Consider the following 24367-nt stretch of genomic DNA (forward strand, 5'->3'; position numbering starts at 1 on the left):
AAACCCTCAGCATCGGCCGAGGTTGCCCGAAGCGGGGTTTGCCAGGGTTCGGGGTCGTGAAGCTGTCGACGAAGCGCGGGACGCTGGTCATCAACGGCGTTCTGGCAGTGCTCCTGCTCGGCGGGATCGCGGCGGCCTGGGCGTCACTGGGAGGCGATTCCTCCGCCGGGGCCGCGCCGCTGACGACCCGGGTGACCCGCGGGACCGTGCTCGCGTCGGTGTCGGCGTCCGGTTCCGTGGAGAGCGCCCGCACCCGGGCGCTCTCGTTCGGCACGAACGGTACGGTCGAGACCGTGCTGGTCGAGACCGGCGACAGGGTCAAGAAGGGCCAGGTGCTCGCCCGCCTCGACGACACGGCGGCCCGGGAGAGCCTGGAGGCGGCCAAGGCGAGCCTGGACGCCGCCGATGACGCCGACACCTCGACCGCCTCGGGCTACTCGCAGTACATCAACGCGAGGAACGCCTACCGGTCGGCGAAGCGGGCGCTGGCGGGGACGGTGCTCAAGGCGCCGTTCGGGGGGATCGTCACGGCGGTCAACGGTTCGGAAGGCGGGCCCTCGGGCGGGTCCGGCGGATCCTCCTCCCAGAGCGGGCAGTCGCAGTCGTCGGCCCAGTCGCAGTCGCAGTCGCAGGGCGGATCCACCGGCTTCGTCGAGATCGCCGACCCCGCGCGGTTGCAGATCGTGGGGAACTTCACCGAGGCCGACGTCACGAGGATCAAGACCGGCCAGACGGCGGTGGTGACCTTCGACGCCCTCACCGGGGTGACGGCCGCCGGCAAGGTGTCCGTGATCGACCCGCAGCCGCAGACGAACAACAACGTCGTGCAGTACGCGGTGACGGTCTCGCTGACCGGCGTTCCCTCCTCCGTACGGCTCGGGCAGACGGCCACGGTCCAGGTGACGGTGGGCAAGGCGGACGACGTGCTCACCGTGGCGTCCTCGGCGGTCACCACGGCGGGCGGCCAGGCGCTGGTGACCGTGCTGGAGAACGGCAGGCAGGTGGTGAGACGGGTGGAGGCCGGCCTGAAGGGCGACACGACCACCGAGATCAAGTCGGGGCTCCAGGAGGGTGACCAGGTGGTCCGGCCCCAGGCCACGACCGTCGGTGGAGGCGGCGGCTTCCAGTTCCCGGGCGGCGGAGGCGGGTTCGGCCGCGGCTTCGGCGGGGGCGCAGGCGCTGGTGCGGGCGGTGGCCCGGGTGGAGGCGCGGGCGGTGGCCCGGGTGGAGGCGCGGGCGGTGGCCCGGGTGGAGGCGCGGGTGGAGGCGCGGGTGGAGGCGGCAGAGGCGGCGGCGGGGGCGGCCGATGAACTCCGCCGCGCCGATGAACCCTGGCCCGCCGATGAACTCCGCCGCGCCGATGAATCCCGCCCTGCCGGTGACCGCCGCCCCGCCGCCTGTGCTCGTCCTCGACCAGGTCACCAAGGTGTACGGCGAGGGCGAGACCGCGGTGCGCGCGCTGCGCGGGGTGTCGCTCACGGTCGAGCGCGGCGACTACGTGGCGATCATGGGGGCCTCCGGGTCCGGCAAGTCGACGCTGATGAACATCATCGGCTGCCTCGACGTGCCGTCCGGCGGCACTTACCACCTGGACGGCACCGACGTCGGCGCCCTCGACGAGCGGAGACTGGCGATCGTCCGCAACCGGAAGGTCGGGTTCGTCTTTCAGTCGTTCAACCTGATCCCCCGGATGAGCGCGCTCGCCAACGTCGAGCTTCCCCTTGCGTACGGCGGGGTGCACGCCGCGGAGCGGCGCCGCCGGGCGCTGGCCGCGCTCGACCGGGTGGGCCTCGCCGACAGGGTCCACCACCAGCCCAACGAGCTCTCCGGCGGCCAGCAGCAGCGGGTGGCGGTGGCCCGCGCGCTCGTCACCGCGCCGACCCTGCTGCTCGCGGACGAGCCCACGGGGGCCCTCGACAGCACGTCCAGCGGAGACATCATGAACATCTTCGACCGGCTCAGCGCGAGCGGCCGTACCCTCGTCCTCATCACGCACGAGGAGGAGGTCGCCGCCCACGCCAAGCGGGTCGTCCGCCTCATGGACGGCCGGATCGTGGACGACGTGCGCACCACCCCGGTCGGCGGCCCGCCGCCGCGGCTCGCCGAGGTGGCCTCGTGAACGCGGCGGAGGTCCTGCGCTTCGCGCTGCGCGGCCTGGCCGCCAACAAGATGCGCAGCGCGCTCACCATGCTCGGCATCCTGATCGGCGTCGCCGCGGTGATCCTGCTGGTCGCGGTGGGCGAGGGGTCCTCCCAGCAGATCCAGCAGAACATCCAGCGGCTCGGGGCGAACTCGCTGACCGTCACGCCCTCCACCTCGGGTGGCGGAGGCGGCCCCGGCGGAGTGGTCGCCCGGCTCCTCGGCGGCGGCGGGGGAGGGGGAGGGGGAGGGGGCGGCCAGGGCGCACGGCAGAACACCGGCCCCCGCACCCAGGCCAGAGACCTGACCCTGGACGACGCGCGGGCGCTGGCCGACCCGGCGAACGCCCCCTCCGTCAAGAGCGTCTCGCCGGTCGTGACCGCCCAGTCCCAGACCGCGACGTACGAGGGGGCGAGCCACGCCATCGGGCAGTTCGTCGGCACCTATCCGAGCTATTTCGAGACGTCGAACAAGCCGGTCGTCAAGGGCGCCTACTTCTACAACGACGACGTGCTCGCCGCCCGGAAGGTCGTGGTCATCGGGCACACGGTGGCCGAGGACCTGTTCGGCGCGGTCGATCCGGTCGGCCGGCAGATCACCGTGTCGGGCGTGCCGTTCACGGTCGTGGGCGTGCTCAAGGAGGCCGGATCGTCGGGGTTCCAGGACGCCGACGACCTGGCGATCGCGCCGCTGCCCGCCGTACAGCAGAGCCTGACCGGGTTCGGGCCGCTGGGACAGATCCTCGTGCAGGCCAGGAGCGCCGAGACGGTCGACGCGGCGCAGAGCGAGATCGCCGGGGTGCTCGACCAGCGGCACGGGATCACGAACGCGGCGGGCGCCGACTACCGCATCCTCAACCAGGCGACCCTGCAGGAGACGGTCAGCGCGGCGACCGCGACGTTCACGGTCCTGCTCGGCGCGGTGGCGGCGATCAGCCTGCTCGTCGGCGGCATCGGCATCACCAACATCATGCTCGTCACGGTCACCGAGCGGACCCGGGAGATCGGCATCCGGAAGGCGATCGGCGCGCCCAGGGGGGCGATACTGGGACAGTTCCTCGCCGAGGCGACGATGCTCAGCCTGGTCGGCGGCCTGCTGGGCGTGCTGATCGCGGTCGTCGGCGCACAGTTCACGATCGCGGGCGTACGCCCGGTCGTCGTGCCGGCCTCGATCGCGCTGGCGCTGGGCGTGTCGGTCGCGATCGGCCTGTTCTTCGGCAGCTATCCCGCCAACCGCGCCGCCGGGCTGCGGCCGATCGAGGCCCTGCGCTTCGAATAACCCCCCGAATAAGGACCCCCCGAGCAGCGACCCCCCGAGCAGCGACCCCCCGAGCAGCGACCCCCCGAGCCGAGACCACCCGAGCCGCGGACCCACCGAAGGGAGACGGATGTGAGCAGACACGACACAGAGGAGCTTCTGGAGAGTTCGCCGTTCGGCGACGACCTCCAGGAGGTGCTGGCGGCGCATCCGGCCCGGGCGGGCGCGTCGAAGGTGACCCTGGCCCTGGCCGGAGGCGTCCTGCTGGTGGCCGGGCTGCTCCTCGGCATCCAGGCGCACAAGCTCTTCGGCGGCTCCACGCCGGGCCGCGCGGCCGGTGCGGGGGCGTACGGCGGAGGCCAGGGCCCCGCCGGTGGTCAGGCCGGTGGTCAGGCCGGTGGTCAGGCGGGTGGTCAGGCAGGCCAGGGCGCCGCGGGCGGCGGGTACGGACGAGGCGGAGCGTTCGGAGGCGCGGGCAGAGGCGCCGGAGACGGAGCCGGGAACACCGGTGGCGGAGCGGGTGGCATGACCTTCGGCACGGTGAAGCTGGTCGACGGCGACAAGATCTACGTCCAGACCATGAGCGGTGGGGTGGTCACCGTCACCACCTCCCACGACACCCGCGTCCAGGTCACCCGGGCGGGCAAGCTCGCGGACATCGAGCCGGGCAGCTTCGTCACCGTCGCCGGGACCGCCGACGCGGAGGGGCAGGTGGCGGCCACCTCCGTCACCCAGGGCACACCCGGCGGCAGGAGGGCGGGCTCGTGACCACCGAGGGCCGTCTGCTGGTCGTCGACGACGAGCCGGACATCAGGGAGCTTCTGTCCGCGAGCCTGCGGTACGCCGGGTTCGAGGTGATCACCGCGGGGACCGGCCGCGAGGCGGTGGAGCTCGCCGGCCAGGCGCGCCCGGATCTGATCGTGCTCGACGTCATGCTGCCCGACCTGGATGGGTTCGCCGTCTCCGACCGGCTCCGCCTGACGGGACGGCGGATCCCCGTGCTGTTCCTCACCGCGCGGGACGCCGCCGAGGACAAACTCGCCGGTCTCGGCCGCGGCGACGACTACGTGACCAAGCCGTTCAGCCTGGAGGAGGTGCTCGCCCGGATCCGGGCCGTGCTGCGCCGCACCCGTTCGGACGGCCCGCTCCCCGCCCGGCTGTGCGTCGCCGACCTGGAGCTCGACGAGGAGTCCCACCAGGTGTGGCGGCGCGGCGAGCCGGTGCGGCTCTCGCCCACCGAGTTCAAGCTGCTGCACTACTTCATGGCGAACCAGGGCCGGGTGCTGTCGAAGGCGCAGATCCTCGACCACGTCTGGCACTACGACTTCGGCGGAGACCGCAACGTCGTCGAGTCGTACGTCTCCTATCTGCGGCGCAAGGTGGACGCGGTCGAGCCGAAGCTGATCCACACCCTGCGCGGCGTGGGCTATGTCCTCCGTGCGCCGCGTGGGTGAGCGGCTCCGCGCCCTGACCCGGGCGAGCCGGAGGCTGCGCCTGCTCGGCGTGCGCGAGCTTCGGCGGCGGGCCGCGCGGACCCCGCTGTGGCTGCGGCTCGTCGCGGGGACGCTGCTGCTCGTGACGCTCGCGATCGCGCTGACCGGGGGCTTCGCCGTACAGCTCCTGCGGGGTTATCTGGTGGACCGGGTCGACGCGCAGCTTTCGGCGTTCGCCCGGCGCCCGTCGGAGCCGCCTTCCGCGTCGCGGCCGAGAGACCCCGACAGAGACCCGGGCAGAGAAACGGAAGCCGAGACGTTCTCGCGCCCGCCGAGGCAGTTCGGCTTCTTCTACATCGTCCTGCTCGACGATGACGGCAGACTGCTGCACACGGTGCAGGAGCCGCCGAACTCCGACCCGCCCGTGCTGCCCAAGCCCAGGGCCGACCGCGGGCAGTGGCTGTTCACGGTGGAGTCCCCCACGGGGGATCGGTGGCGGGGGATCGTCGTGCGCGAGGAGCGGCGCGGCCGCTTCCGCGTCGCCGCGGTGAGTCTCGCCGACATCGACGGCACGGTCTCCCGGCTTGTGCTCATCGTCACCGGCGTGGGCCTCGCCGTGGTCGTCGCGCTCGGCGTCGCCTGCTACTGGCTCGTACGGCACAGCCTGCGCCCACTCGGGGAGATCGAGCGGACGGCGGAGGCCATCGCGGCGGGCGACCTGTCACGGCGTGTCCCGCCCCGCCACCAGCGTACGGAGATGGGCCGGCTCGGCCGGTCCATCAACGGGATGCTCACCCAGATCGAGACGGCGTTCCGGGAGCGGGAGGCGTCGCAGGAGCGGATGCGCCGCTTCATGGCCGACGCCTCCCACGAGCTGCGTACGCCGCTGACCTCTATCCGCGGCTACGCCGAGCTGTACCGGCAGCAGCGGTCGCAGGATCCCGAGACGCTGCTGCGCCGCATCGAGGACCAGGCCGTACGGATGGGCCTGCTGGTGGACGACCTGCTGCTGCTCGCGCGGCTCGACCAGCAGCGCCCGCTCGAACGCCGCCCGGTCGACGTGCTCAGCCTCGTGGCGGGGGCGGTGCTCGACGCGCAGACCCTGGCGCCGGACCGGGAGATCGACCTGTTCCGGCTGGACGGGTCGGACCGGCCGGTGCGGGTGCTCGGCGACGAGGCGCGGCTGCGGCAGGTCGTCGGCAACCTGGTGAGCAACGTCCTGCGTCACACGCCCGAGGGCACCGCCTTCCGCGTCGGCGTGGGCACCCTGCCGGGCCCGGTCGCGGTGATCGAGGTGGCCGACGACGGGCCCGGTCTCGCCCCCGGCGACGCCGGCCGCGTCTTCGAGAGGTTCTACCGCGCCGATCCCGCCCGCAGCCGGGCCGACTCCGGCGGAACCGGGCTGGGGCTGTCGATCGCCGCCGCCCTCGTCCAGGCGCACGGCGGCACCATCACGGCGGACAGCGAGCCCGGGCACGGTGCGGTGTTCCGCATCCGCATCCCCTCCTGCCCGCCCGTCGAGAAAGGCTGACAGATGCCAGGCACTTCGAGATCCGCCGTACGCGGCCCAGGTGGCGCCGCCTCGCTTCGTCGCCCGTACGCCGCGGTGGTCGCGGCGGTCCTCACGGTCGTGGTGGCCGGCTGCGGTGGCGGCGGCAGCGGTGGTGCCGCCGGTGGTGGTGCGGGTGGCGGTGCGGGTGGCGGTGACGCGACCGCCGACCGGGCCGCGGGACCCGGCTCCCGGGCGGCGTTCGCCGACTGCCTGCGCCGGAACGGCGTCACGCTGCCGAGCGGCCGTCCGTCCACGTGGCCCAGCGGGCGGCCGAGCGGCCGGCCCAGTGGCAGGCCGACGGGGTGGCCGAGCGGAAGGCCCACCGACTGGCCCACCGACTGGCCCACCGACTGGCCCAGCGGCAGGCCGGGTGGCGGCTTCGGCGGGTTCCGCTCGATGGACCCGGCGACGCAGAAGGCGTTCGAGGCGTGCCGTTCGCTGATGCCGCAGGGTGGTCCGGGCGGGTTCGGCCGGCGCGGCGCGGATCCCCAGGCCCTGCAGGCGTTCCGCACGTGCATGAAGGACAACGGCGCCGAGGTCTCCGGCGCGGTCCGCGTCCGCGACTTCGCGACGGCGGACCCCAAGGCCGCCAAGGCGTACGAGAAGTGCAAGGTGCTGCTGCCCGCCGTCACTCCCACCCCCGCCCCCGGCGCCTGACGCCCCGGCCGCTGATTCGAGGGCTTTCCCTGGGGAAGGTCGGGTGTATGGCGGGGAACGACAGGCTGCGAGCGGCCCTGGAGAGCCTGCGGCGTCACCTCGATCAGGACCTGTTCCCCCTGGAGATCGGGGACGCCGCGGCCGACCGGCGCGTGCTGAAGGAGCTGCGCGGACAGCTCGACGACTACCTGCTGCCCCGCCTCGCCGCCATCGACGCTCCGCTGCTCGCGGTCGTCGGCGGCTCGACCGGGGCGGGCAAGTCGACGCTGGTCAACTCCCTCGTCGGCACGACCGTGACCGAGCCGGGGGTGCTGCGGCCCACCACGCTCGCGCCGACCCTGGTGTGCAACCCCGCCGACTCTCCCTGGTTCACCTCGCCGGTGATCCTGCCCGGCCTGGCCAGGGTGACGGGCGGAGTCATCGGCGGCGCGACAGGGGGAGCGTCCGGCGCGGGACGGGGCGAGCCCGGCACCCTGCGGATCGCCCCCGTGGAGGCGCTGCCCCCCGGGCTGGCGCTGCTCGACGCCCCCGACATCGACTCGGTCGTCACCGCCAACCGGGAGCTGGCCGCGCAACTGCTCGCCGCGGCCGACCTGTGGCTGTTCGTCACGACCGCCGCGCGGTACGCCGACGAGGTGCCGTGGAGCTTCCTGCGCCTGGCCCGGGAGCGGAGCACGGCACTCGCGGTGATCCTCCAGCGGGTGCCGGACGAGGCGCGCGAGCCCGTGGCCGCCGACCTGGCCCGGCTGCTCGCGGACAACGGCCTGGCCGGCACGCCGCTGTTCGCCGTACCGGAGCTGGCGCTGCCCTCGGAGCGGGCCCGGCTGCCCGCGCCCGCCGTGCAGCCGATCGCGACCTGGCTCGCCGACCTGTCGGTGGACGCCAAGGCCCGGGCCGAGGTGGTCCGGCGCACCCTCACCGGGGCGCTCGACAGCCTCGCGACCCGGGTGCCAGATCTCGCCGACCGCGTCGAGCGCCAGCGTGCGGGCATCGCCGAACTGCGCGCCATCGCCGACAAGGCGTACGACGTGGCGATGTCGGCGTTCGACGAGGGCATGCGGGACGGCAGGCTGCTGCGCGGTGAGGTGCTGGCCCGCTGGCAGGACTTCGTCGGCACGGGCGACCTCATGCGGTCGCTGGAGTCGCGGATCGGCTGGCTGCGCGACCGCATCGCGGCGGCGTTCCGGGGTGGTCCCGCGCCCGACCGGGAGCTGCGCGTGGCGCTGGAGAGCGGGGTCGAGTCGCTGATCCGGTCCACCGCCGACGGCGCCGCCGAGCGGGCCGTCGAGGCGTGGCTGGCCCTGCCCGCCGGGCGCGACGTGCTGGACAGGTCCGGCGTGGCCGTCTCCGGACGGCTCGGCCGCGCCTCCGCCGACCTGCCCCGCCGGGCGGGCGAGGCCGTACGCGCCTGGCAGGGCCATGTGCTCGACCTGGTGAGGTCGGAGGGCGCCGACCGGCGCACGATCGCCCGGGCGGCGTCGTTCGGGGTGAACAGCCTGGGAGTGCTGATCATGCTGGCCGTCTTCTCCACGACGGGCGGGATCACCGGCATAGAGCTGGGCATCGCGGGCGGCACCGGCGTGCTGAGCCAGAAGCTGCTGGAGGCCGTCTTCGGCGACCAGGCCGTACGCACCCTGACGCAGGAGGCCCGGGAGGACCTGCGCCGCCGGGTCCGCGCGCTGCTCGACGAGGAACGCGCCCGCTTCTCCTCGCTGGTCGAGGGGCTGGGCCCGGCCACCGAGACGGCGGCGCGGCTGCGGGAGGCGGCCAAGGCCGTACAGGAGAGGGGCGATTTGTGAAGCTCCTGCGCAGGAAGGCGGAGGTGTCGCTGGACGACCGCCTGGAGGCGCTCGCGGAGGCCGCCGACCTGGCGGAGGGCCGGCTCGGCCCCGACACCGTGGAGCGCGCCCGCGCCGTGGTGACCCGGGCCGGCGTACGGCGGGGCCTGTCGGTGGACCACACGGCCGTGGCTCTCGCGGGGGCGACGGGCAGCGGGAAGTCGTCGCTGTTCAACGCGTTGTCCGGGACGGATCTCGCGACCGTGGGCGTGACCCGGCCCACCACGTCGAAGGCGCAGGCGGCCCTGTGGGGCCCGGACGGATCCGGCCCGTTGCTCGACTGGCTCGGCGTCCCGCTGCGGCACACCGTCGAGGGGGAGTCGCCGGGGCTGATCCTGCTCGACCTGCCCGACCACGACTCGATCGAGCTGTCCCACCGCGAGGAGGTGGACCGCCTCGTCGCCGTGGTCGACCTGCTGGTGTGGGTGCTCGACCCGCAGAAGTACGCCGACGCGGTCGTGCACGAGCGTTACCTGCGGCCGCTCGCCCGGCACCGGGACGTCATGGTCGTCGTGCTCAACCAGGTGGACCGGCTGCCCGAGCACGCCGTCAAGCGTTGCCTGGACGACCTGCGGGGCCTGCTGGCAGACGACGGACTGGACGGCGTGCCGCTCCTCGCCGTGTCCGCCCGCACCGGAGCGGGCCTCCCCGAACTGCGGAAGCTGCTCGAAGGAGAGGTCTCCCGCCGCCGCGCCTGGTCGTCACGCCTCGCCGCCGACGTGGCCTCGTCCGCCGCGGCGCTCTGGGCCGACACCCGGCCCGCGGTCACGGCCGACGCGCCGGTGACCGTACGGGCACTCGCCCCCGGCCCGGACGCCCCGGCACTGACGGCGGCACGCCTGTCCGCCTCGGCGGAGGCGGAGGCGCGCGTGCCTTCTTTGGCGGACACGGCGCCCTCGCACGCGGGAGCCCGAGCGCCGGAGACGGCGCGGCAGGGCCCGGCGTCCACCGGACCGGCGTATGCGGGGATGGCGCCGGCCGGGCAGTATCCGGTGCCGGCGCCGGGGGATGTGGTCGTGCCCGAGGTCACCGTGAGCAGGGCCCTCACACGGGCGCTCGCCCAGGCGGCCGGAGTGCCGGTCGTGGTGGAGGCCGTCGCGAAGTCGCACCGGCACCGCTCGACCGCCGCGACGGGATGGCCGGTGACGCGCTGGCTGCGGAAGCTGAGACCCGACCCGTTGCGCCGCCTGCACCTGGCCCGCGGCAGCCGGTCGTCGCTGCCCCCGGCGACCGCCGTGCAGGCGTCCGCTCTCGACACCGCGCTCCGCGACGTGGGAGTCGCCGCCTCGGCGGGCGTGCCCGAGCCGTGGGCGACAGCCGTACGCCACGCCGCCCGCTCGCGGTCGGGAGAACTGACCGAGACCCTGGACCGGGTGGTCGCGACCGTCTCCGGCGGCGTGTCCCGGCCTCCTCGCTGGTGGCGTGTGGCCGGGGCGGCCCAGTGGCTGACCGTCGCCGCGATGGCCGCGGGGGCGATCTGGCTGCTCGTGGTGTTCGGGCTCGACTATCTGATGCTGCCCCGGCCGTTCACTCCGACCCTGGGCCGGGCGCCCTGGCCGACCGTACTGCTGATCGGCGGCGCGCTGCTGGGAGTGCTGATCGCCCTGGTGTGCCGGGCGGCGGCCTGGCTGGGCGGACGTCGCCGGGCACGCAGGGCCGCCAAAGCCCTGCGTGCCCGGATCGAGCAGGTCGCCGCGGAGCTGGTCATCACGCCCACGCGGGACGAGCTGACCCGCTACGCCCGGTTCGCCGAGTGCGTGACCGTCGCCGCGTCCTGACCACCCTTGACCATGGCGCCGACTTCACCGCGCCGGCCGGGTCCGCAGCCATGTGGGTCCACTAGGCGTTCGCTCAGCTGACCATGCGCGCCGGGTCAGGGGCGTTCGGCCGGCGGGATGGTGCCCGACGGGTCGGGCGTGACGACGTGAGCGGGGTCGGGGTTGGCGTCGGCCAGGGTGTCGAGGTTGGGACGGCCGGCCTCGATCCGGCGCGGGCCCATCTCGCTGTCCTCGGCCGCCGCCTTCGCCTCGGCGGCGGCGCGCTCGGCCTCCGCGACCGCCTCGCTGCCCGCCGCGCTCAGCTCCCGCCTGCCGCCTTCCGCCGTGGTGGCGGAGGAGGCCGGCAGCGCCTCGGTGAACGCCTTCGACACCGAGTTGAGCGCCGAGGTGACCTCGCTCGGGATCACCCAGAACGTGTTGCCCTCGCCCTGCGCGAGCTGGGGCAGCACCTGGAGGTACTGGTAGGCGAGCAGCTTGGGGTCAGGGTCGTTGCGGTGCACGGCCTGGAACACCTCGTCGATCGCCTGCGACTGGCCCTGGGCCTTGAGGATCTGCGAGGTCCGCTCGCCCTCGGCCCGCAGGATGGCGCTCTGCTTCTCGCCCTCCGCCGTGAGGATCTGCGACTGCCGCTGGCCCTCGGCCGTGAGGATCGCCGCGCGCTTGTCCCGCTCGGCGCGCATCTGCTTCTCCATCGCGTCCTTGATGGTCTTCGGCGGGTCGATCGCCTTGATCTCGACCCGGTTGACCCGGATGCCCCACTTGCCGGTCGCCTCGTCGAGCACGCCGCGCAGCTGACTGTTGATCACGTCGCGGGAGGTGAGCGTCTTCTCCAGGTCCATGCCGCCGACCACGTTGCGCAGGGTCGTCACGGTGAGCTGCTCGACGCCCTGGATGAAGTTGGCGATCTCGTACTCCGCCGCCCGGGGATCGGTGACCTGGAAGTACAGCACCGTGTCGATGTCCACCACCAGGTTGTCCTCGGTGATGACCGGCTGCGGCTGGAACGACACGACCTGCTCGCGCAGGTCCAGCAGCGGACGGACCCGGTCGATGTACGGGATCACGAAGTTCAGGCCGGGACCGAGCGTGCGGTAGTACCTGCCCAGGCGTTCGACGTTGCCCGCCCGGGCCTGCGGCACGATGCGGACGGACCGTAGAACTGTGAAGACCACGACCAGGGCGATGATGATTCCGGCGATGACTGCTCCGTCCATGCTCACTACTCCCGGGGATATACGAGGGCGGTGGCGCCCTCGATCTCTATGACGTCGACCGTGGCCCCTGCCGGGATCACGAGCGTCTCGTCGTATGCGCGGGCCGACCACTCCTCGCCGCCGATACGTACCCGGCCGTCCCTGCCGGTGACCTCGGCGGTCACGTACGCGGACTTGCCGACCAGTGCGGACACCCCGAAGTGGCGTGGCGGAGGCTGCTTGATGTGCCGCAACGCGAGGGGCCGTACTCCGGCGAGGCCGGCCGCGGAGGCGATGACGAACACGGCGAGCTGGAGCGCGGGCGGCAGCCCGACGAGCGCGACCACCGTCGTGAGGAGGGCCGCGATCGACAACAGCCCCAGCGCCGCGGTCAGCGTGAAGAGCTCCGCGACGCCCAGCACCGCCGCCAGGATGAGCCATACGATCCAGGAGTCCATTGCCGCCTCCATAGCAATGAACGAATGTCATCGCCGTCTGGTTCCTCCATCAAACCTCACAGGCCGGGGAAACGGCGAGACCGGGGGCGTCGCGGGCGGGGAAGCGGCGGTTCAGCGTCTCGTGGTTTCCGGAGCGGACGGCGCGCGTGGAGCGGATGGAGGAGCGCGGACAGGGCGACCTTCGGATGTGTGGTGGATCAGTAGGTGGATGTGGTCGTGTTCGCCGATGAACTCGCGAAGTTCGACCTCTCCGACGTCGGCGCGGACCTCGCGCATGAGTCCCTCGAGCCGCCGCCGGCAGCGGACTGGCGTCAGGTCGGTGAAGGGTGAAGACCCAATGGGCGTGCAGGCTGTGGACCACACTGCGGCCTCGGCGGATGTCGGGGTTCGGTGCCCATCGAGGTGGCATAGGCCAAACGGTGTTCGATTTGAGGCTGGTGGTGCAGGTGAAACTCCTGCCGACGCCCGAGCAGGCGGCGGCGCTGGAGGCAACCCTGCACGCGGCAAACCGGGCCGCCGATCTGGTCAACCATGTGATCGCCAAGCAGATCGTGACCGAGGCAGAACGCACCGGACGCGGCACCGCCCTGGAAGACCTGAGCGGTGTCCGCGAACGGGTACGGCTCCGCAAGCCCCAGCGGGTCACGCTGCATTCGTGGAGCTTCCACCAGCTGGGAAGCTTCATCGCCTACAAGGCGGCCCGCGCCGGAGTCGCCGTGATCCATGTGGATCCGGCCTACACCTCCCAGACCTGCTCCTCATGCGGGCACGTGGACAAAAGGAACCGGCCCGACCAGGCCACCTTCGCCTGCACGTCGTGCGGCTTCGCTGAGCACGCCGACGTCAACGCAGCCCGCAACATCGCCGCGCGCGGTGTCGCGGGCTGGGCAGTGAGTCACGCTGCCGACGACGCGGCCTGAACCGTCGAATCCATCGACGGTGAGGAGCTGCAAGCTCGGTCGTTTACGGCCGAGAAGCCGACCCCTTCCAGCGGATGGAGAGCGGCAGGAAGGCGGGCCAGGACGGGCTCGGACTCGGGTTGTCGATCGTGGTCGCGATCGTCGAGGCCCATCACGGCACGCTGGAGGTCCGGCCTGTCTCTGAGGGAGGGCTCGACGTGACCGTCGCCCTGCCCGGTCCCGTCCGGGAGGAGGGCCCGGCCTGACCGTCGCCCCGCAGGGCGCTGCCGGCGAGCCATCGGGGCCAGGAGAGCTGCCAGTAGCCCCAGCCGTTGTTCCACTCCAGCCTGCGGGAGGTGCCGGTGACGACGACGGGGTCGCCGCGGAGTGCGTGGTCGTAGAACCACCGGGCCTGGTCGGGACGGACGTTGACGCACCCGTGGCTGACGTTCGTCCTGCCCTGCGCCCACGTGTTGTCCATGGCGTGGACGTACTCGCCGCTGTTGGAGATCCGCACGGCGTACCCGATGAGCTTGTCGTAGTAGCCGGGGTCGCCCTCGCGGCGGCCCGGCGACACCATGCGGACGGGGTTGCCCTTGTCCATCGTGAGATGCGTGCCGCTCGACGTGGTGTATTCCCTGGTGGTCGCCATGCCGGCGCTGATCGGCATCCGCTGTGCGACCACGCCGTCCTGCCGGACGACCATCTGGTGGGCCCGGGTGTCGACGGTGCTGACCATCGCCCGTCCGACGGTGAAGGCCACGCTCCGGTCGGCGACGCCGTAAGTGGCGGGACCGGCGCGGACCCCGGCGAGGTGGGCGGTGAAGCGCACCTCCGTGTTGGGGGGCCACATCCTGCGGGGACGGTAGACGACCTGGGCGGGCCCCGGCCAGTGCCAGGCGCCCTCGGCCGGCCCGCGCACCTCCAGCGCGCGCTCGACGGCCGCGCGGTCCTCGACCGGCCGGGTGAACGTCACGATGATCGGCATGCCGATCCCCACCGTCTCCCCGTCGTACGGTGCGACCGAGGCGACGGCCACCTCACGGCGCGGGCGGAGGGTGCGGAACCCGCCTGCGGCCTGGCTGGTCACGCCCTCGGCCCCGATGGCCACGGCGTCGACCACGTACTGCGTGCCGGGACGCAGCGTCCAGGAGGACCGCCACACGGTGTGGGACGGATCGAACGCGCCGGGCACCGGATCACGCCCCGAGAACGCCAGCACGCTGGTCAGCCTGCCGCCCTCGGCCCGGACGACGAGGCCCGCCTCGGGCGGCGCCGCGGTCGTGCCCGAGGCCGGGGTGATCGTGATGCGCGGCGTGGGCGGTACGCGTACGGCGCAGCCGGCGGATAGCGCCGCACACCCCGCCAGCAGCACCGCGAGCACCGCGCGACGCGCGAATGACAGCCGGAGCGCCGCGCGGGCCCCGAGCGGCGCCGCGGACGGGGTGCGGCTGCCGCGGCACACCGCGCGGCCGCCGGGTGCGTGCCCTTCCGGCCGGCCGGGCCGGGTGCCTCGCCGGGGATGCTCGGGTAACCGATGCTCGGATGACTCCACGGCCCCCAAAGATAGCGAGGGGTGACGACAGAAATACGCTAAGTCGCCGGAAGGATCGTCCCCGCGACCTCGCCGAGGCTCACTCCGTGCGAGGTCCAGGCGGTGATCGTCACGGTGTCGCCGTCCTCCAGGAACGTGCGGGTCTCGCCCGGCAGCTTCACCGGCTCGGCGCCGTTCCAGGTCAGCTCGATGAGCGAGCCCGGCTGCCCGGCGGACGAGACGGTCCCGCTCGCGAACAGGTCGCCGGTGCGGAGACCGCCGCCGTTCACGGTCAGGTGGGCGAGCATCTGGTCGGGCGTCCAGTACATGTCGCGGTACGACGGCGTGGAGACCGTCTCGCCGTTCAGGTCGATCCGCAGGGTGAGGTCGAGACCCCAGGGCGCCTGCCTGGTCAGATACGGAAGCGGTTCGGGATCCTGCGACCGGCCCTCGACCCTGGCCTCCTCCAGCGCCTCAAGCGGGGTGATCCACGCCGACATGGAGGTGGCGAACGACTTGCCCAGGAAGGGACCGAGCGGGACGTACTCCCACGCCTGGATGTCCCGGGCGCTCCAGTCGTTGACGAGCGCGACCCCGAAGACGTGGTCCTCGAACGCGCCCGCGCGCCCGCCGAGCGGCGCCGGCACCCCGACGACGAAGCCGAGCTCCGCCTCGATGTCCAGCTTCTGGGAGGGCCCGAAGGACGGCCGCTGCCCGGACGGCCGCCTGACCGGCGTTCCGGACACCACGACGCTGCCCGCCCGGCCGTGGTAGCCGACGGGCAGGTGCCGCCAGTTGGGTTTCAGCGGCTCCTCGCCCGGCCGCAGGATGCGCCCGAGGTTGGACGCGTGCTCCAGCGAGGCGTAGAAATCCACGTAGTCGGCCACCTCGACCGGCAGGTGCAGGGTGACCTCCGCCAGCGGGATCAGGTGGTCGCCCGCGGCGGCCGCCTCGCGTGCCCGTCCCCGCGCCTCCTGCCAGGCCGTACGGCCCAGGGCGAGGAACGGGTTGAGGCTGGGCGCGGCGAAGACGTCCCCGCCGAGGGCGGCCGCCAGGTCGAGGACGTGGTCCCCGACCCGGACGCCGACCCTGCGCGGCTCCCCGGCCCGGGAGAACACGCCGTACGGCAGGTTGCCGACGCCGAAGCTCATCGCCGCGCCGCCCAGGTCCACGCGTAGCCGGTGTCCTCGCAGGCGAGGGCGGCCTGCCCGAGGTCGAGCGGGCGGAACGTGTCGATCATCACGGCCATCTCGGTCGTCTCCGTGTGCCCCTGGCGTACGGCCTCGACGGCGGCCTCCACCGCGCCCGGCTGCGGGCCGTGCGTGAAGCCCGCGGGATGCAGCGAGATCGAGCCGACGTCGATGCCCGAGCCCTTCCTGGCCGTGTAGTCCCCGCCCACGTAGAACATGAACTCGTCGGAGTCCACGTTGTGGTGGTTGTACGGAATCGGCACGGCCTCGGGGTGGAAGTCCAGCGGCCTGGGGCAGAACGAGCAGACGACGAAGCCGGGCCCCTCGAAGGTCTGGTGGACCGGCGGCGGCGCGTGGGTCCGCTTCACGATCGGCTCGAAGTCATGGATGTTGAACGCGTACGGATAGAGGCAGCCGTCCCAGCCGACCACGTCGAAGGGGTGGTGGGCGTAGGTCAGCCTGGTCAGCCCGCCCCGCGTCCTGACCAGCACCGGCACCTCCTCGCCGTCCGCGAGCAGCGGCTCGGCCGGCGCCCGCAGGTCCCGCTCGCAGTACGGCGCGTGCTCCAGGAACTGGCCGTAATGGGACAGGTAGCGTTTCGGCGGCCTGATGTGCCCGGCCGCCTCGATCACCAGCGCGGTCACGGGCCCCTCGGGCACCCAGCGGTGGATGGTCCCGGTCGGGATGACCACGTAGTCGCCCTCGGCCACGTCCAGCGCGCCGTACGCCGACTCGAACCTGGCCCGGCCGCTCGCGACGTACACGCACTCGTCGCCCATCGAGTCGCGGTACAGCTCGCTGGGAGCGTCGCAGGAGGCGTACGAGATGCGGACGTCGGAGTTGCCCGCGAGAGGCATGCGCCCGGAGACCAGGTCGCCGCCGGGCTTCAGGTCCTGGGTGCGGAAGTGGCGCGGGGAGAGCGGCAGGTTGGGCGTGAGGACGGGCGTTGCCGCGTCCACGGCCTCGGCCTTGACGATCGCCGTCGGCGCGTGGCGGTGGTAGAGCAGCGAGGAGTCGGAGGAGAAGCCCTCCTCTCCCATGAGCTCCTCCTGGTACAGCCCGCCGCCGGGCGCGCGGAACTGCACATGGCGCTTGCGCGGGACCTCCCCGACCACCCGGTAGTACGGCATGACACCTCCTGCTGTCCGTTTATCGGACGTGCATGTCCTATATATATGTACGACGATTCGCCATGCCCGGCCCGATGTCAAGCGAAGCGGGCGCCGGTCCGGTTGCTGAAAGGGTGACCGTCAGCGCGGGGGTTCGGAGAGGGCGGTCGTGAGCCGGACCGCCGCGTCGAGGACGAGCGGGCCCACCTTCTCGGCGTCCAGGTCGGTGAAGCTGATCACGCCGACCGACGCCTCCAGCCAGGGAAGGTCCCGGATCGGGGCGGCGATGCCCTGCGCCCCCTCCTGCAGCTGCCCCTTGCTCGTGTGCAGCAGGGGCTCCGCGAGGCCCTCCCTCAGCGCGAGCAGCGCCTGCCCGCCCGCGCCGCGCGTCAGGGGATGGCGCGATCCCTCGCGGTAGGCGACGTGGAGATCGGTCCACGAAGGTTCGACGACCGCGACCGCGAGCCCTTCGTCGCCTTCGGCCACGGTCAGGTGGGCGGTCGCCCCCGCGTGCTCGGCGAGGGCGCGCAACTCGGGCAGGGCCGCCGCCCGCAGCAGCGGATGCACGGCCTGGGCCAGGACGAGCACGCCGAAGCCCAGATGCACCCGGCCGCTCGCGTCCCGCCGGGCGAACCCCTCGGACTGCAACGTCGTCAGCAGGCGGTAGACGATCGGGCGGCTGAGGCCCAGCTCCTGGGCCAGCTCGGTGGGGGTCCGCCCCCGGTTGGCGTCGGCGAGCAGCCGTAACAGCCGTAAGCCCCGTTCGAGCGTCTGCGCCGACTCGGCCGCCATCATGACTCGATTATCGCCGCTGCCCCGCCCGCGGAGCAGAACCTACACGCAATGTAGCCTACGTCTGATGTAGGTTTGCCCAGTGGGCTTCGTGAACAGAGTCGAGGAACTGGCGGCGCTCGAGGAATGGTGGGCGCGGCCGTCACCGCGTCCCGCGCTGATCTGGGGTCGCAGGCGAGTCGGCAAGACCGCCCTGATCCGCCGTTTCGCCGAGAGTCGGCGGTATGTCTTCTACACGGGGGCCGGGAGCGCGCCCGCTTTCGAGCTCGCCCAGTTTTCCCGGGAGGTGGCGGCGGCCCTGCCGGGCGGCCTTCGCCAACTGGATGTCAGTCCGTACCGGGACTGGTACGACGCCTTCGAGCATCTCGCGGCTCAGGCCGAGCGTGAGCCCCTTCTTCTGGTGCTGGACGAGTTTCCGGAGTTGACGGCGATGTCGCCGGACCTTCCGGGCATCATGCGAAGCATCCTCGACCGCATCCAGGGGCGTACGAACCTGCGCATCCTGCTCAGCGGGTCGTCGGTGCGGGCGATGTGGGAGATGCAGGAGTACCGGGCGCCGTTGTACGGCCGCTTCGACCTCGCTCTTCAGCTTCACCCGTTCCGCCCCCACGAGGCGGCGCTGATGCTGCCGAGGCTGTCCGCGGAGGACCGGGCCACCGTGTACGGAATCGTGGGCGGCGTACCGCTCTACCTGTCGATGTGGGATCAGGACGAGTCGATCGAGGCCAATCTGCGCCGCCTCGCCGTGCGGCCGTCCGCGCCCCTTTACAACGAGGGGCGGCTCATCCTCGCCACCGAACTCGGCACCGGTCATCAGCCCTCGGCGGTGCTGGACGCTCTCGCCTCAGGGCGGACCCGCTTCCAGGAGATCGCCGACGCGGTCGGAACCGACCCCACACGTACACTCGAACGCCTCATTGAGTTGCGACTGGTCGAAAGGCTGATACCGGTTACAGAGGATGAGAGGAGGACAAAACGCAAAATTTACCGGATAGCTGACAATTTCCTCAGCTTCTATCTTGGGCCACTCATGCGGAACAGGTCGCGGATCGAGATCGGTCTCGGAGAGACCATCCTGCCCGTCATCCTCCAGGGCCTGGACGACCACATGGGAGACCGTTACGAGGAGGCGTTCCGCGACCACCTGCGTCGGCGCGCGCCGGAAATTGATCCGCAGGTGGTCGCCGTCGGCCCCTGGTGGGAGGCCGACCGGCAGAACCAGATCGACGCCGTCGTCCTGCGCGGCCGGGCGCGTGAGCCCGTACTCGTCGGCGAGGCCAAGTGGGCGAGATCGGTCTCCGCGCGGCGGCTCGTGGGGAAGCTGTCGGAGAAGGCCGCCCGGCTCGTCCCGGATCCAGAGCGCCTGCGCTATGCCGTGTGCGCGCGGACCGAGGTGACGAACGCCGACGCGGGCGTGATGGCGATCACGGCGGCGGACGTCTTCGCTCCGGAAACGTCTGACGTCAGCGTCCGCTGAGCCAGGCGGCGAACTCGTCGAGATCGATCAGCCCGTCGCCGTCCGCGTCGACCTTGTTGATCGCGCCCTGGGCGCCCTCCGGCGTGAGCGGCCGGCCGAGCACCTCCATCAGGCGGACGAGTTCCTCGGCCGAGATCCGCCCGTCCTGGTCGGTGTCGATCAGGTTGAAAGTCGCCGCGTATTCGCTCATGCCGTCCTCCTCGGGATCGCGATCAGCACCCTAGCCGAAAGCACGCACTGCCCCCAGAGATCGCGCTCAACACTTTTTGTCGGTGGCGTCTGGCAGCATGACGCCTCATGACAGTCAGCCTGGAGGGGAAGGTCGCTCTGGTCGCGGGGGCGACCCGCGGCGCGGGCCGCGGCATCGCGGTGGAGCTGGGCGCGGCGGGCGCGACGGTGTACGTGACCGGCCGCACCACGCGTGAGCGGCGTTCCGAGATGAACCGCCCGGAGACGATCGAGGAGACGGCCGAGCTGGTCACCGCCGCCGGGGGGCGGGGGATCGCCGTGGCGGTCGACCATCTCGACCGCGACCAGGTGCAGGGCCTGGTGAAGCGGATCGACGCCGAGCAGGGCGGGCTCGACGTGCTGGTCAACGACATCTGGGGCGGGGAGCTGCTGTTCAGCTGGAGCGACCGGCTCTGGGAGCACTCCCTCGACGACGGCCTGCGCGTCCTGCGGCTCGCCGTCGACACGCACATCGTCACCAGCCACTACGCGCTGCCCCTGCTGATCCGCAAGCCGGGCGGGCTGGTCGTGGAGGTGACCGACGGCACGGCGGAGTACAACGCCGCCAACTACCGCGTCTCGTTCTTCTACGACCTCGCGAAGACCTCGGTGCTCCGCATGGCGTTCGCGCAGGCCAAGGAGCTGGCGCCGCACGGCGCGACGGCGGTGTCGCTCACGCCGGGCTGGCTGCGCTCGGAGATCATGCTGGAGCACTTCGGCGTGACGGAGGAGACCTGGCGGGACGCGCTGGCCGGCCAGCCCCACTTCGCCATCTCCGAGACCCCGGCCTTCGTGGGGCGCGCGGTCGCGGCCCTGGCCGCCGACCCCGAGGTGAGCCGCTGGAACGGGCAGTCGCTGTCCAGCGGGGGGCTGGCCCAGGTGTACGGCTTCACCGATGTGGACGGCAGCCGCCCGGACGCCTGGCGCTACCTGGTCGAGGTGCAGGACGCCGACCGTCCCGCCGACGTCACCGGCTACCGGTAGCGGCGGCGGAGCCGCCGAGGGTGGCGGTGACCAGGGTCCAGTCGACGTGGGCGACGGCGGCGTTGCCGCCCGCCGTGCCCGCCACCCAATGGGCGACCTGCGGCGCCTCCCTGCTGTCCGGCACGACCCAGGTCACCCCGGTGTCGACGCCGTCGCGGGACAGGCGGGCCACCCCCGCGCTGTCCACGGCGACCCTCCAGGTGGCGGGCCGCCCGGCGTCGGCGAGCGAAAGGACCTTCTCCCAGGTGCCGGAGCCCTTCTTCATCGTCCACACACCACTCCGCTGCACCGTCAGCATGAGCCGCCGGGCGCCGTTGGCGACCTTGCAGCCGAGACTGACCCCCTGACCGGTGCGCGGATCCAGGGCACTGTCGTCGATCACCCGGCCGCGGAACTCCAGGGTGAAGTCGCAGGCCGTGGTCACGTCGAGCGGCAACGTGGCCGCCGCGACCTGGCTCGTGGCGCTGCGCAGGCGCAGGCCGCCGTCCAGGAGCGAGGCTCCTCCCGCCGGGTCGAGCCGCCAGCCCTGCCAGGACCCGCCCGCCACGTGGTCGGTGACCTCCACCAGGGCGAGCACGGCCTCTCCGTCGCTCCGGACCGACACGCCCCTCGGACCGGCCGACGCGGGAAGGGTCCAGTGGGGGCCGGGCGGGGAGGCGGAAGGGGAGATGGCTGGGGAGTCCGGCGGCGGAGCCGGTTCGGCGGCCGATCGGGAGGCTGAGCCGGAGATGAGTTGGGAGGTGGGAGGGAGGGTCTGGAAGGTCGCGGCGCCCGTGGCGTCGACGATCACCCGCCACCGGTCGCCCGCGCCGGGGACGGGCGTCCACCCCTGCGTGGTCAGCACGTGCGGCCCACCGGGACGCACGACGGCCGTGAGGACCCGCGTGCCCGTGTTCACCTCAATTCCCAGGCCTACGCCCGAGGCGGGAAATCGGGTCACCCTGCCGTGGAAGGTCAGGACGAAGCCCCCCGGCGGTCCGTACGGACGGCTGATCGCTCCGGAGGTCAGGCGGAGACGGCGGGCGTCATCAGGGGAGGAGTCCCCCAGGGACCGGCCGCTTTCGCCGGCTGGTTCGATGACGTCGACGCCGCCCCTCCTGACCCATCCGCCCCACCCCGGCGCGACGCCGGTGAAGACCTCCGACAGGTCGAGCCGGGCGACCCTGATCTCGATCTGGTTGTGCTCCCAGGCGACGAAGAACCGGCCCGGCTCGTACTCGTCGGCCGAGGCGTAGACGTCCCAGCCGCGGGCCGCTCCCGAGGTCAGTCTCGTGCCGTCGGCGAAGAGCCGTCCCGGGCCCCACGGGGTGCCCGGCAGTCTGACCTTGTAGTGGAGGACCTCGCGGTACTGGTCCGGCTTGCCGGACGCGGGCCCGGTGAACGGACCGGCCATGGTGTTGTAGATCGCCAGATAGCGGCCGTCGGAGTCCCGGGTGAAGAACGTCTTCACGTAGTAGTTCGGCAGTTCGGGGTCCACGGCGAAGGCGGACCAGGTCAGCCCGCCGTCCACGCTCGTCGCGGTCGCGGCGTACGCCGCGTGGGAGCGGTAGTACGCGTCCTTCTCCGCCGCGGTGCCGCCGCGGATCGTGCGCGCGACCATGAGCAGCGTGCCCGGATCGTCCTGCGCCACGACGACCTGCGGTTCCTCCACCGACAGGCCGGGCGGGTTGGCCGCGAGGCCGCCAGGCGTCCAGGTGACCAGGTCCGCCGAGCGCAGCACGCCGGCCCTGGTGGTGCCCCCCGCCGCCTGCCAGTACGGCACCAGCCACAGACCGTCGTGTCTGAGCGGTTTGCCGGCCACCACAACGCCTCTGGTGTTGGCGGGCACGGTCACCGAGACGGGGAAGCCGGTCCACGTGCGGCCGCCGTCGGTGCTCCGCTTCGCGACCATCGTGACGGGGAATCCGTCGACGTTCCCGGCGGCGTCGCGGTCGGCGCCGATCGTGATCCGGCCGAGGAGCGCCAGCAGCGTCTCGCCGTCCCTGAGGAACATGACGTAGTGGTGGCGGTGCTCGGCGGTGTCGGCCGCGAGTGTGCCGATGGTCCAGGTGCGGCCCGCGTCGCCTGAGCGGCCGTACATGATCGCGCCCTGGTCGGTGGGGGAGGGGTCGAGCGCGTCGGCCACTCCGGCACGCCAGGCCACCACGAGACGCCGTGCGTCGAGCGCGGCGATGTCGGGCACCCGGTTGCCCTCGTGGGGAAGCTCGCCCGGCGCCGTGCCCTCGACGCCGCCCTCGCCACGGCCGTTCACCCGGCCGTACACGGTGACGGGGTCGCGGACGGCGGCGCCGACCACGTCGATCTCCGGCCACGACCGGTCAGACTGAGCCATCGCCCCAGGGAACACGCCCACCGTAGGGCGGACAGGGCGGGTCGCGGGGAATTCAGTTCATGTGCATCTGCCGGTAATGTCACCCCCTTCGCGCGCGTCCCCCGGGCCCGCTCGGGGCACCGGGGGACGCCGGGGGACGCGCGCCTGCCGGGCGGGCCGCCGCGCCGTGACCGGCCGGGCCCGGTGGAGGTCAGGGGGTGGCCACGCAGCCGGGGGAGGGGACGGAGTTGGCGCCGTTCCAGGAGGCGAGGAAACCCAGGGTCGTGGTGGCGCCCGCGGCGAGGGAGCCGTTCCAGCTCACGTTCTTCGCCGTCACGTTCGCCCCGCTCTGGGTGAGCGTGCCGTTCCACGCCTGGGAGACCTGCTGGCCGTTCGCGAAGATCCAGGTCACGGTCCAGCCGCTGATGGGAGCCGTGCCGGTGTTCTTCACCGTGATCTCACCCTGGAAGCCGCCGCCCCACTGGTTGGTGACCACGTAGGTGGCGGAGCACCCTCCAGGGCCGGTCGACGGTGAGGGCGACGGCGAGGGCGACGGCGACGGAGAGGGTGAACGGGAGGGCGATGCGGACGGGGACACGGACGGGGACGCGGACGGGGACGCGGACGGGGAAGGCGACCGAGAGGGCGATGCGGACGGCGATGCGGACGGCGACGGCTGGGCGCCGCCGAGCAGTGCCGACAGGGCCGGATACCACCTGTCGGCCATCTTCTGGTCGCCGCTCGCGTTGGGGTGGACGCCGTCGTAGGTGTCCGCGCTCGTGCTGAAGCCGGTCCACTGGTCGACCACCTGGACCGGGGACGCGGCGGTGGTCTTGGCGGCGGCCCAGCCGGGGATCGCGTTGTTCAGGTCGACCACCCGCTGCCCGCACTCAGGGCAGGTGCCCGGGTTCATCGGAATGATCTTCGCGACCAGCACCCTCATGTTCGGGTTGCTCGCCCGCATCTGGTCCACGAGCTTGCCGTACGCCGCGAGGATGGTAGCGGTGGGCCTGTTGCTCCACACGTCGTTGGTGCCGAAGTGCATCAGCACGATGTCGGGGCGGGTCGCCGAGAGCCATCCGGGCAACTGGTTCTGGTCGGCGACGTTGGTGACCAGCGCGCCGCCGTGACCCTCGTTGTCGCCGTCGTAGGCGACCGAGCAGCCCTGCGGAGGCAGGGTTCCCACCATGTCGATGTTGGTGAAGCCGTTGCTCTGCAGCCGGTTCCACAGCAGGGCCCGCCAGCAGCCGGGCGATCCGGTGATCGAGTCGCCCAGCGCCATGATCCGCACCGGGGCCGCCTGCGCGGGCCGGGTGACGAGCAGTCCGAGCACCATGAGCAGGGCCGCCAGGGCCGCACTTCTCTTCGACATTCCGCTCTCCCTCGTGCCGTCCGGCGCGATGGTAGGGAGCGGTGACCCGTCCGGCCCAGGGACGGCGCCGGGAGAACGCGCCGGCCTGCGGCGATACATGTACGTTTCAGTTTCGATCTTGGAGGGGTGAGGCCCCGCACCCGCCGCCGCCTGGGACGATGCGGGT

21 protein-coding genes and 2 pseudogenes are annotated in these 24367 nt (G+C 72.6%); 14 read left to right on the forward strand and 9 right to left on the reverse strand.

The window, feature by feature from the left end; genetic code table 11:
* The first annotated feature begins 56 nt into the window (after positions 1–56).
* The 9 genes from F5972_RS31445 (at position 57) to F5972_RS31485 (ending at position 10654) form a co-directional block, all read left to right on the forward strand.
* Positions 57–1310 carry an efflux RND transporter periplasmic adaptor subunit gene (locus F5972_RS31445; protein ID WP_225312060.1) on the forward strand — a complete coding sequence of 418 codons (1254 nt, stop codon included), beginning with the start codon at positions 57–59 and terminating at the stop codon, positions 1308–1310.
* A 50-nt stretch (positions 1311–1360) separates the two neighbouring features.
* A complete protein-coding gene (locus F5972_RS31450; RefSeq protein WP_150938965.1) occupies positions 1361–2119 on the forward strand; it encodes an ABC transporter ATP-binding protein in 759 nt (252 codons plus the stop codon).
* The gene (locus F5972_RS31455; protein ID WP_150938827.1) at positions 2116–3417 is read left to right on the forward strand and encodes an ABC transporter permease; all 1302 of its coding nucleotides are present in this window, start codon (positions 2116–2118) and stop codon (positions 3415–3417) included. Before F5972_RS31450 ends, F5972_RS31455 begins: the two co-directional genes overlap by 4 nt.
* A gap of 111 nt (positions 3418–3528) precedes the next feature.
* Positions 3529–4164, forward strand: coding sequence for a hypothetical protein (locus F5972_RS31460; RefSeq protein ID WP_150938829.1), 636 nt, complete (start codon positions 3529–3531; stop codon positions 4162–4164).
* Positions 4161–4850 (forward strand): response regulator transcription factor, encoded by a 690-nt coding sequence (locus tag F5972_RS31465; protein WP_150938831.1) that lies wholly within the window; start codon positions 4161–4163, stop codon positions 4848–4850. Before F5972_RS31460 ends, F5972_RS31465 begins: the two co-directional genes overlap by 4 nt.
* A complete protein-coding gene (locus tag F5972_RS31470) occupies positions 4825–6360 on the forward strand; it encodes a sensor histidine kinase (RefSeq protein ID WP_150938832.1) in 1536 nt (511 codons plus the stop codon). Before F5972_RS31465 ends, F5972_RS31470 begins: the two co-directional genes overlap by 26 nt.
* Before the next feature lie 3 nt (positions 6361–6363).
* Positions 6364–7038 carry a PT domain-containing protein gene (locus F5972_RS31475; RefSeq protein ID WP_191910403.1) on the forward strand — a complete coding sequence of 225 codons (675 nt, stop codon included), beginning with the start codon at positions 6364–6366 and terminating at the stop codon, positions 7036–7038.
* Positions 7039–7085: 47 nt separating this feature from the next.
* Positions 7086–8837, forward strand: a complete 1752-nt coding sequence (locus F5972_RS31480) for a P-loop NTPase family protein (protein WP_150938834.1) — start codon at positions 7086–7088, stop codon at positions 8835–8837.
* Positions 8834–10654, forward strand: a complete 1821-nt coding sequence (locus tag F5972_RS31485; RefSeq protein ID WP_150938837.1) for a YfjP family GTPase — start codon at positions 8834–8836, stop codon at positions 10652–10654. The genes F5972_RS31480 and F5972_RS31485 overlap by 4 nt, the downstream gene beginning before the upstream one ends.
* A gap of 95 nt (positions 10655–10749) precedes the next feature.
* On the opposite strand, the gene F5972_RS31490 is transcribed toward F5972_RS31485, so the two are convergent.
* Both F5972_RS31490 and F5972_RS31495 read right to left on the reverse strand, forming a co-directional pair.
* Entirely contained in the window at positions 10750–11868 is a 1119-nt protein-coding gene (locus F5972_RS31490) for an SPFH domain-containing protein (protein WP_191910404.1), read from the reverse strand.
* A 5-nt stretch (positions 11869–11873) separates the two neighbouring features.
* Positions 11874–12305, reverse strand: coding sequence for an NfeD family protein (locus F5972_RS31495; RefSeq protein ID WP_150938841.1), 432 nt, complete (start codon positions 12303–12305; stop codon positions 11874–11876).
* A gap of 204 nt (positions 12306–12509) precedes the next feature.
* Between F5972_RS31495 and F5972_RS39035 the strand changes: the two genes are divergently transcribed.
* The 3 genes and pseudogenes from F5972_RS39035 to F5972_RS39040 all read left to right on the forward strand — a co-directional run.
* A complete protein-coding gene (locus tag F5972_RS39035) occupies positions 12510–12635 on the forward strand; it encodes a hypothetical protein (RefSeq protein WP_263641877.1) in 126 nt (41 codons plus the stop codon).
* A 176-nt stretch (positions 12636–12811) separates the two neighbouring features.
* Positions 12812–13225 (forward strand): annotated as a pseudogene (locus F5972_RS31500) (RNA-guided endonuclease InsQ/TnpB family protein); the annotation flags it as partial.
* A 74-nt stretch (positions 13226–13299) separates the two neighbouring features.
* Positions 13300–13380 (forward strand): annotated as a pseudogene (locus F5972_RS39040) (hypothetical protein); the annotation flags it as partial.
* On the opposite strand, the gene F5972_RS31510 reads toward F5972_RS39040, so the two are convergent.
* The 4 genes from F5972_RS31510 to F5972_RS31525 all read right to left on the reverse strand — a co-directional run bounded on the left by F5972_RS31510 (position 13377) and on the right by F5972_RS31525 (position 17832).
* Positions 13377–14759 carry a L,D-transpeptidase gene (locus tag F5972_RS31510; protein ID WP_225312061.1) on the reverse strand — a complete coding sequence of 461 codons (1383 nt, stop codon included), beginning with the start codon at positions 14757–14759 and terminating at the stop codon, positions 13377–13379. The pseudogene F5972_RS39040 and the gene F5972_RS31510 overlap by 4 nt on opposite strands.
* Before the next feature lie 38 nt (positions 14760–14797).
* Positions 14798–15889 (reverse strand): fumarylacetoacetase, encoded by a 1092-nt coding sequence (fahA, locus tag F5972_RS31515; protein ID WP_150938971.1) that lies wholly within the window; start codon positions 15887–15889, stop codon positions 14798–14800.
* On the reverse strand, positions 15886–17058 hold the full coding sequence (locus F5972_RS31520; RefSeq protein WP_150938845.1) for a homogentisate 1,2-dioxygenase: 1173 nt from the start codon (positions 17056–17058) through the stop codon (positions 15886–15888). Before F5972_RS31520 ends, fahA begins: the two co-directional genes overlap by 4 nt.
* 120 nt (positions 17059–17178) lie before the next feature.
* Positions 17179–17832, reverse strand: a complete 654-nt coding sequence (locus F5972_RS31525) for an IclR family transcriptional regulator (RefSeq protein ID WP_225312062.1) — start codon at positions 17830–17832, stop codon at positions 17179–17181.
* A gap of 88 nt (positions 17833–17920) precedes the next feature.
* Between F5972_RS31525 and F5972_RS31530 the strand changes: the two genes are divergently transcribed.
* Positions 17921–19306 (forward strand): ATP-binding protein, encoded by a 1386-nt coding sequence (locus tag F5972_RS31530; protein ID WP_225312063.1) that lies wholly within the window; start codon positions 17921–17923, stop codon positions 19304–19306.
* Here F5972_RS31530 and F5972_RS31535 read toward each other — a convergent pair.
* Positions 19293–19496 (reverse strand): EF-hand domain-containing protein, encoded by a 204-nt coding sequence (locus F5972_RS31535; RefSeq protein ID WP_150938848.1) that lies wholly within the window; start codon positions 19494–19496, stop codon positions 19293–19295. The genes F5972_RS31530 and F5972_RS31535 overlap by 14 nt on opposite strands.
* Positions 19497–19603: 107 nt before the next feature.
* Between F5972_RS31535 and F5972_RS31540 the strand changes: the two genes are divergently transcribed.
* Positions 19604–20518, forward strand: a complete 915-nt coding sequence (locus F5972_RS31540; RefSeq protein ID WP_150938850.1) for an SDR family oxidoreductase — start codon at positions 19604–19606, stop codon at positions 20516–20518.
* On the opposite strand, the gene F5972_RS31545 is transcribed toward F5972_RS31540, so the two are convergent.
* The gene (locus F5972_RS31545) at positions 20502–22850 is read right to left on the reverse strand and encodes a sialidase family protein (RefSeq protein WP_150938853.1); all 2349 of its coding nucleotides are present in this window, start codon (positions 22848–22850) and stop codon (positions 20502–20504) included. The genes F5972_RS31540 and F5972_RS31545 overlap by 17 nt on opposite strands.
* Before the next feature lie 190 nt (positions 22851–23040).
* Positions 23041–24201, reverse strand: coding sequence for a cellulose binding domain-containing protein (locus F5972_RS39615; RefSeq protein ID WP_150938855.1), 1161 nt, complete (start codon positions 24199–24201; stop codon positions 23041–23043).
* Positions 24202–24367: the final 166 nt, after the last annotated feature.

Origin of the sequence: Microbispora cellulosiformans (genome assembly GCF_008728085.1) — a bacterium.
GTDB classification, from domain to species: domain Bacteria; phylum Actinomycetota; class Actinomycetes; order Streptosporangiales; family Streptosporangiaceae; genus Microbispora; species Microbispora amethystogenes.

Coding starts and splice junctions, on each gene's coding strand:
- F5972_RS31450 (WP_150938965.1), top strand. CDS start 1,361: ATGAATCCCGCCCTGCCGGTGACCGCCGCCCCGCCGCCTGTGCTCGTC.
- F5972_RS31470 (WP_150938832.1), top strand. CDS start 4,825: ATGTCCTCCGTGCGCCGCGTGGGTGAGCGGCTCCGCGCCCTGACCCGG.
- F5972_RS31475 (WP_191910403.1), top strand. CDS start 6,364: ATGCCAGGCACTTCGAGATCCGCCGTACGCGGCCCAGGTGGCGCCGCC.
- F5972_RS31480 (WP_150938834.1), top strand. CDS start 7,086: ATGGCGGGGAACGACAGGCTGCGAGCGGCCCTGGAGAGCCTGCGGCGT.
- F5972_RS31490 (WP_191910404.1), bottom strand. CDS start 11,868: ATGGACGGAGCAGTCATCGCCGGAATCATCATCGCCCTGGTCGTGGTC.
- F5972_RS31495 (WP_150938841.1), bottom strand. CDS start 12,305: ATGGACTCCTGGATCGTATGGCTCATCCTGGCGGCGGTGCTGGGCGTC.
- fahA (WP_150938971.1), bottom strand. CDS start 15,889: ATGAGCTTCGGCGTCGGCAACCTGCCGTACGGCGTGTTCTCCCGGGCC.
- F5972_RS31520 (WP_150938845.1), bottom strand. CDS start 17,058: ATGCCGTACTACCGGGTGGTCGGGGAGGTCCCGCGCAAGCGCCATGTG.
- F5972_RS31525 (WP_225312062.1), bottom strand. CDS start 17,832: ATGATGGCGGCCGAGTCGGCGCAGACGCTCGAACGGGGCTTACGGCTG.
- F5972_RS31535 (WP_150938848.1), bottom strand. CDS start 19,496: ATGAGCGAATACGCGGCGACTTTCAACCTGATCGACACCGACCAGGAC.
- F5972_RS31540 (WP_150938850.1), top strand. CDS start 19,604: ATGACAGTCAGCCTGGAGGGGAAGGTCGCTCTGGTCGCGGGGGCGACC.
- F5972_RS31545 (WP_150938853.1), bottom strand. CDS start 22,850: ATGGCTCAGTCTGACCGGTCGTGGCCGGAGATCGACGTGGTCGGCGCC.
- F5972_RS39615 (WP_150938855.1), bottom strand. CDS start 24,201: ATGTCGAAGAGAAGTGCGGCCCTGGCGGCCCTGCTCATGGTGCTCGGA.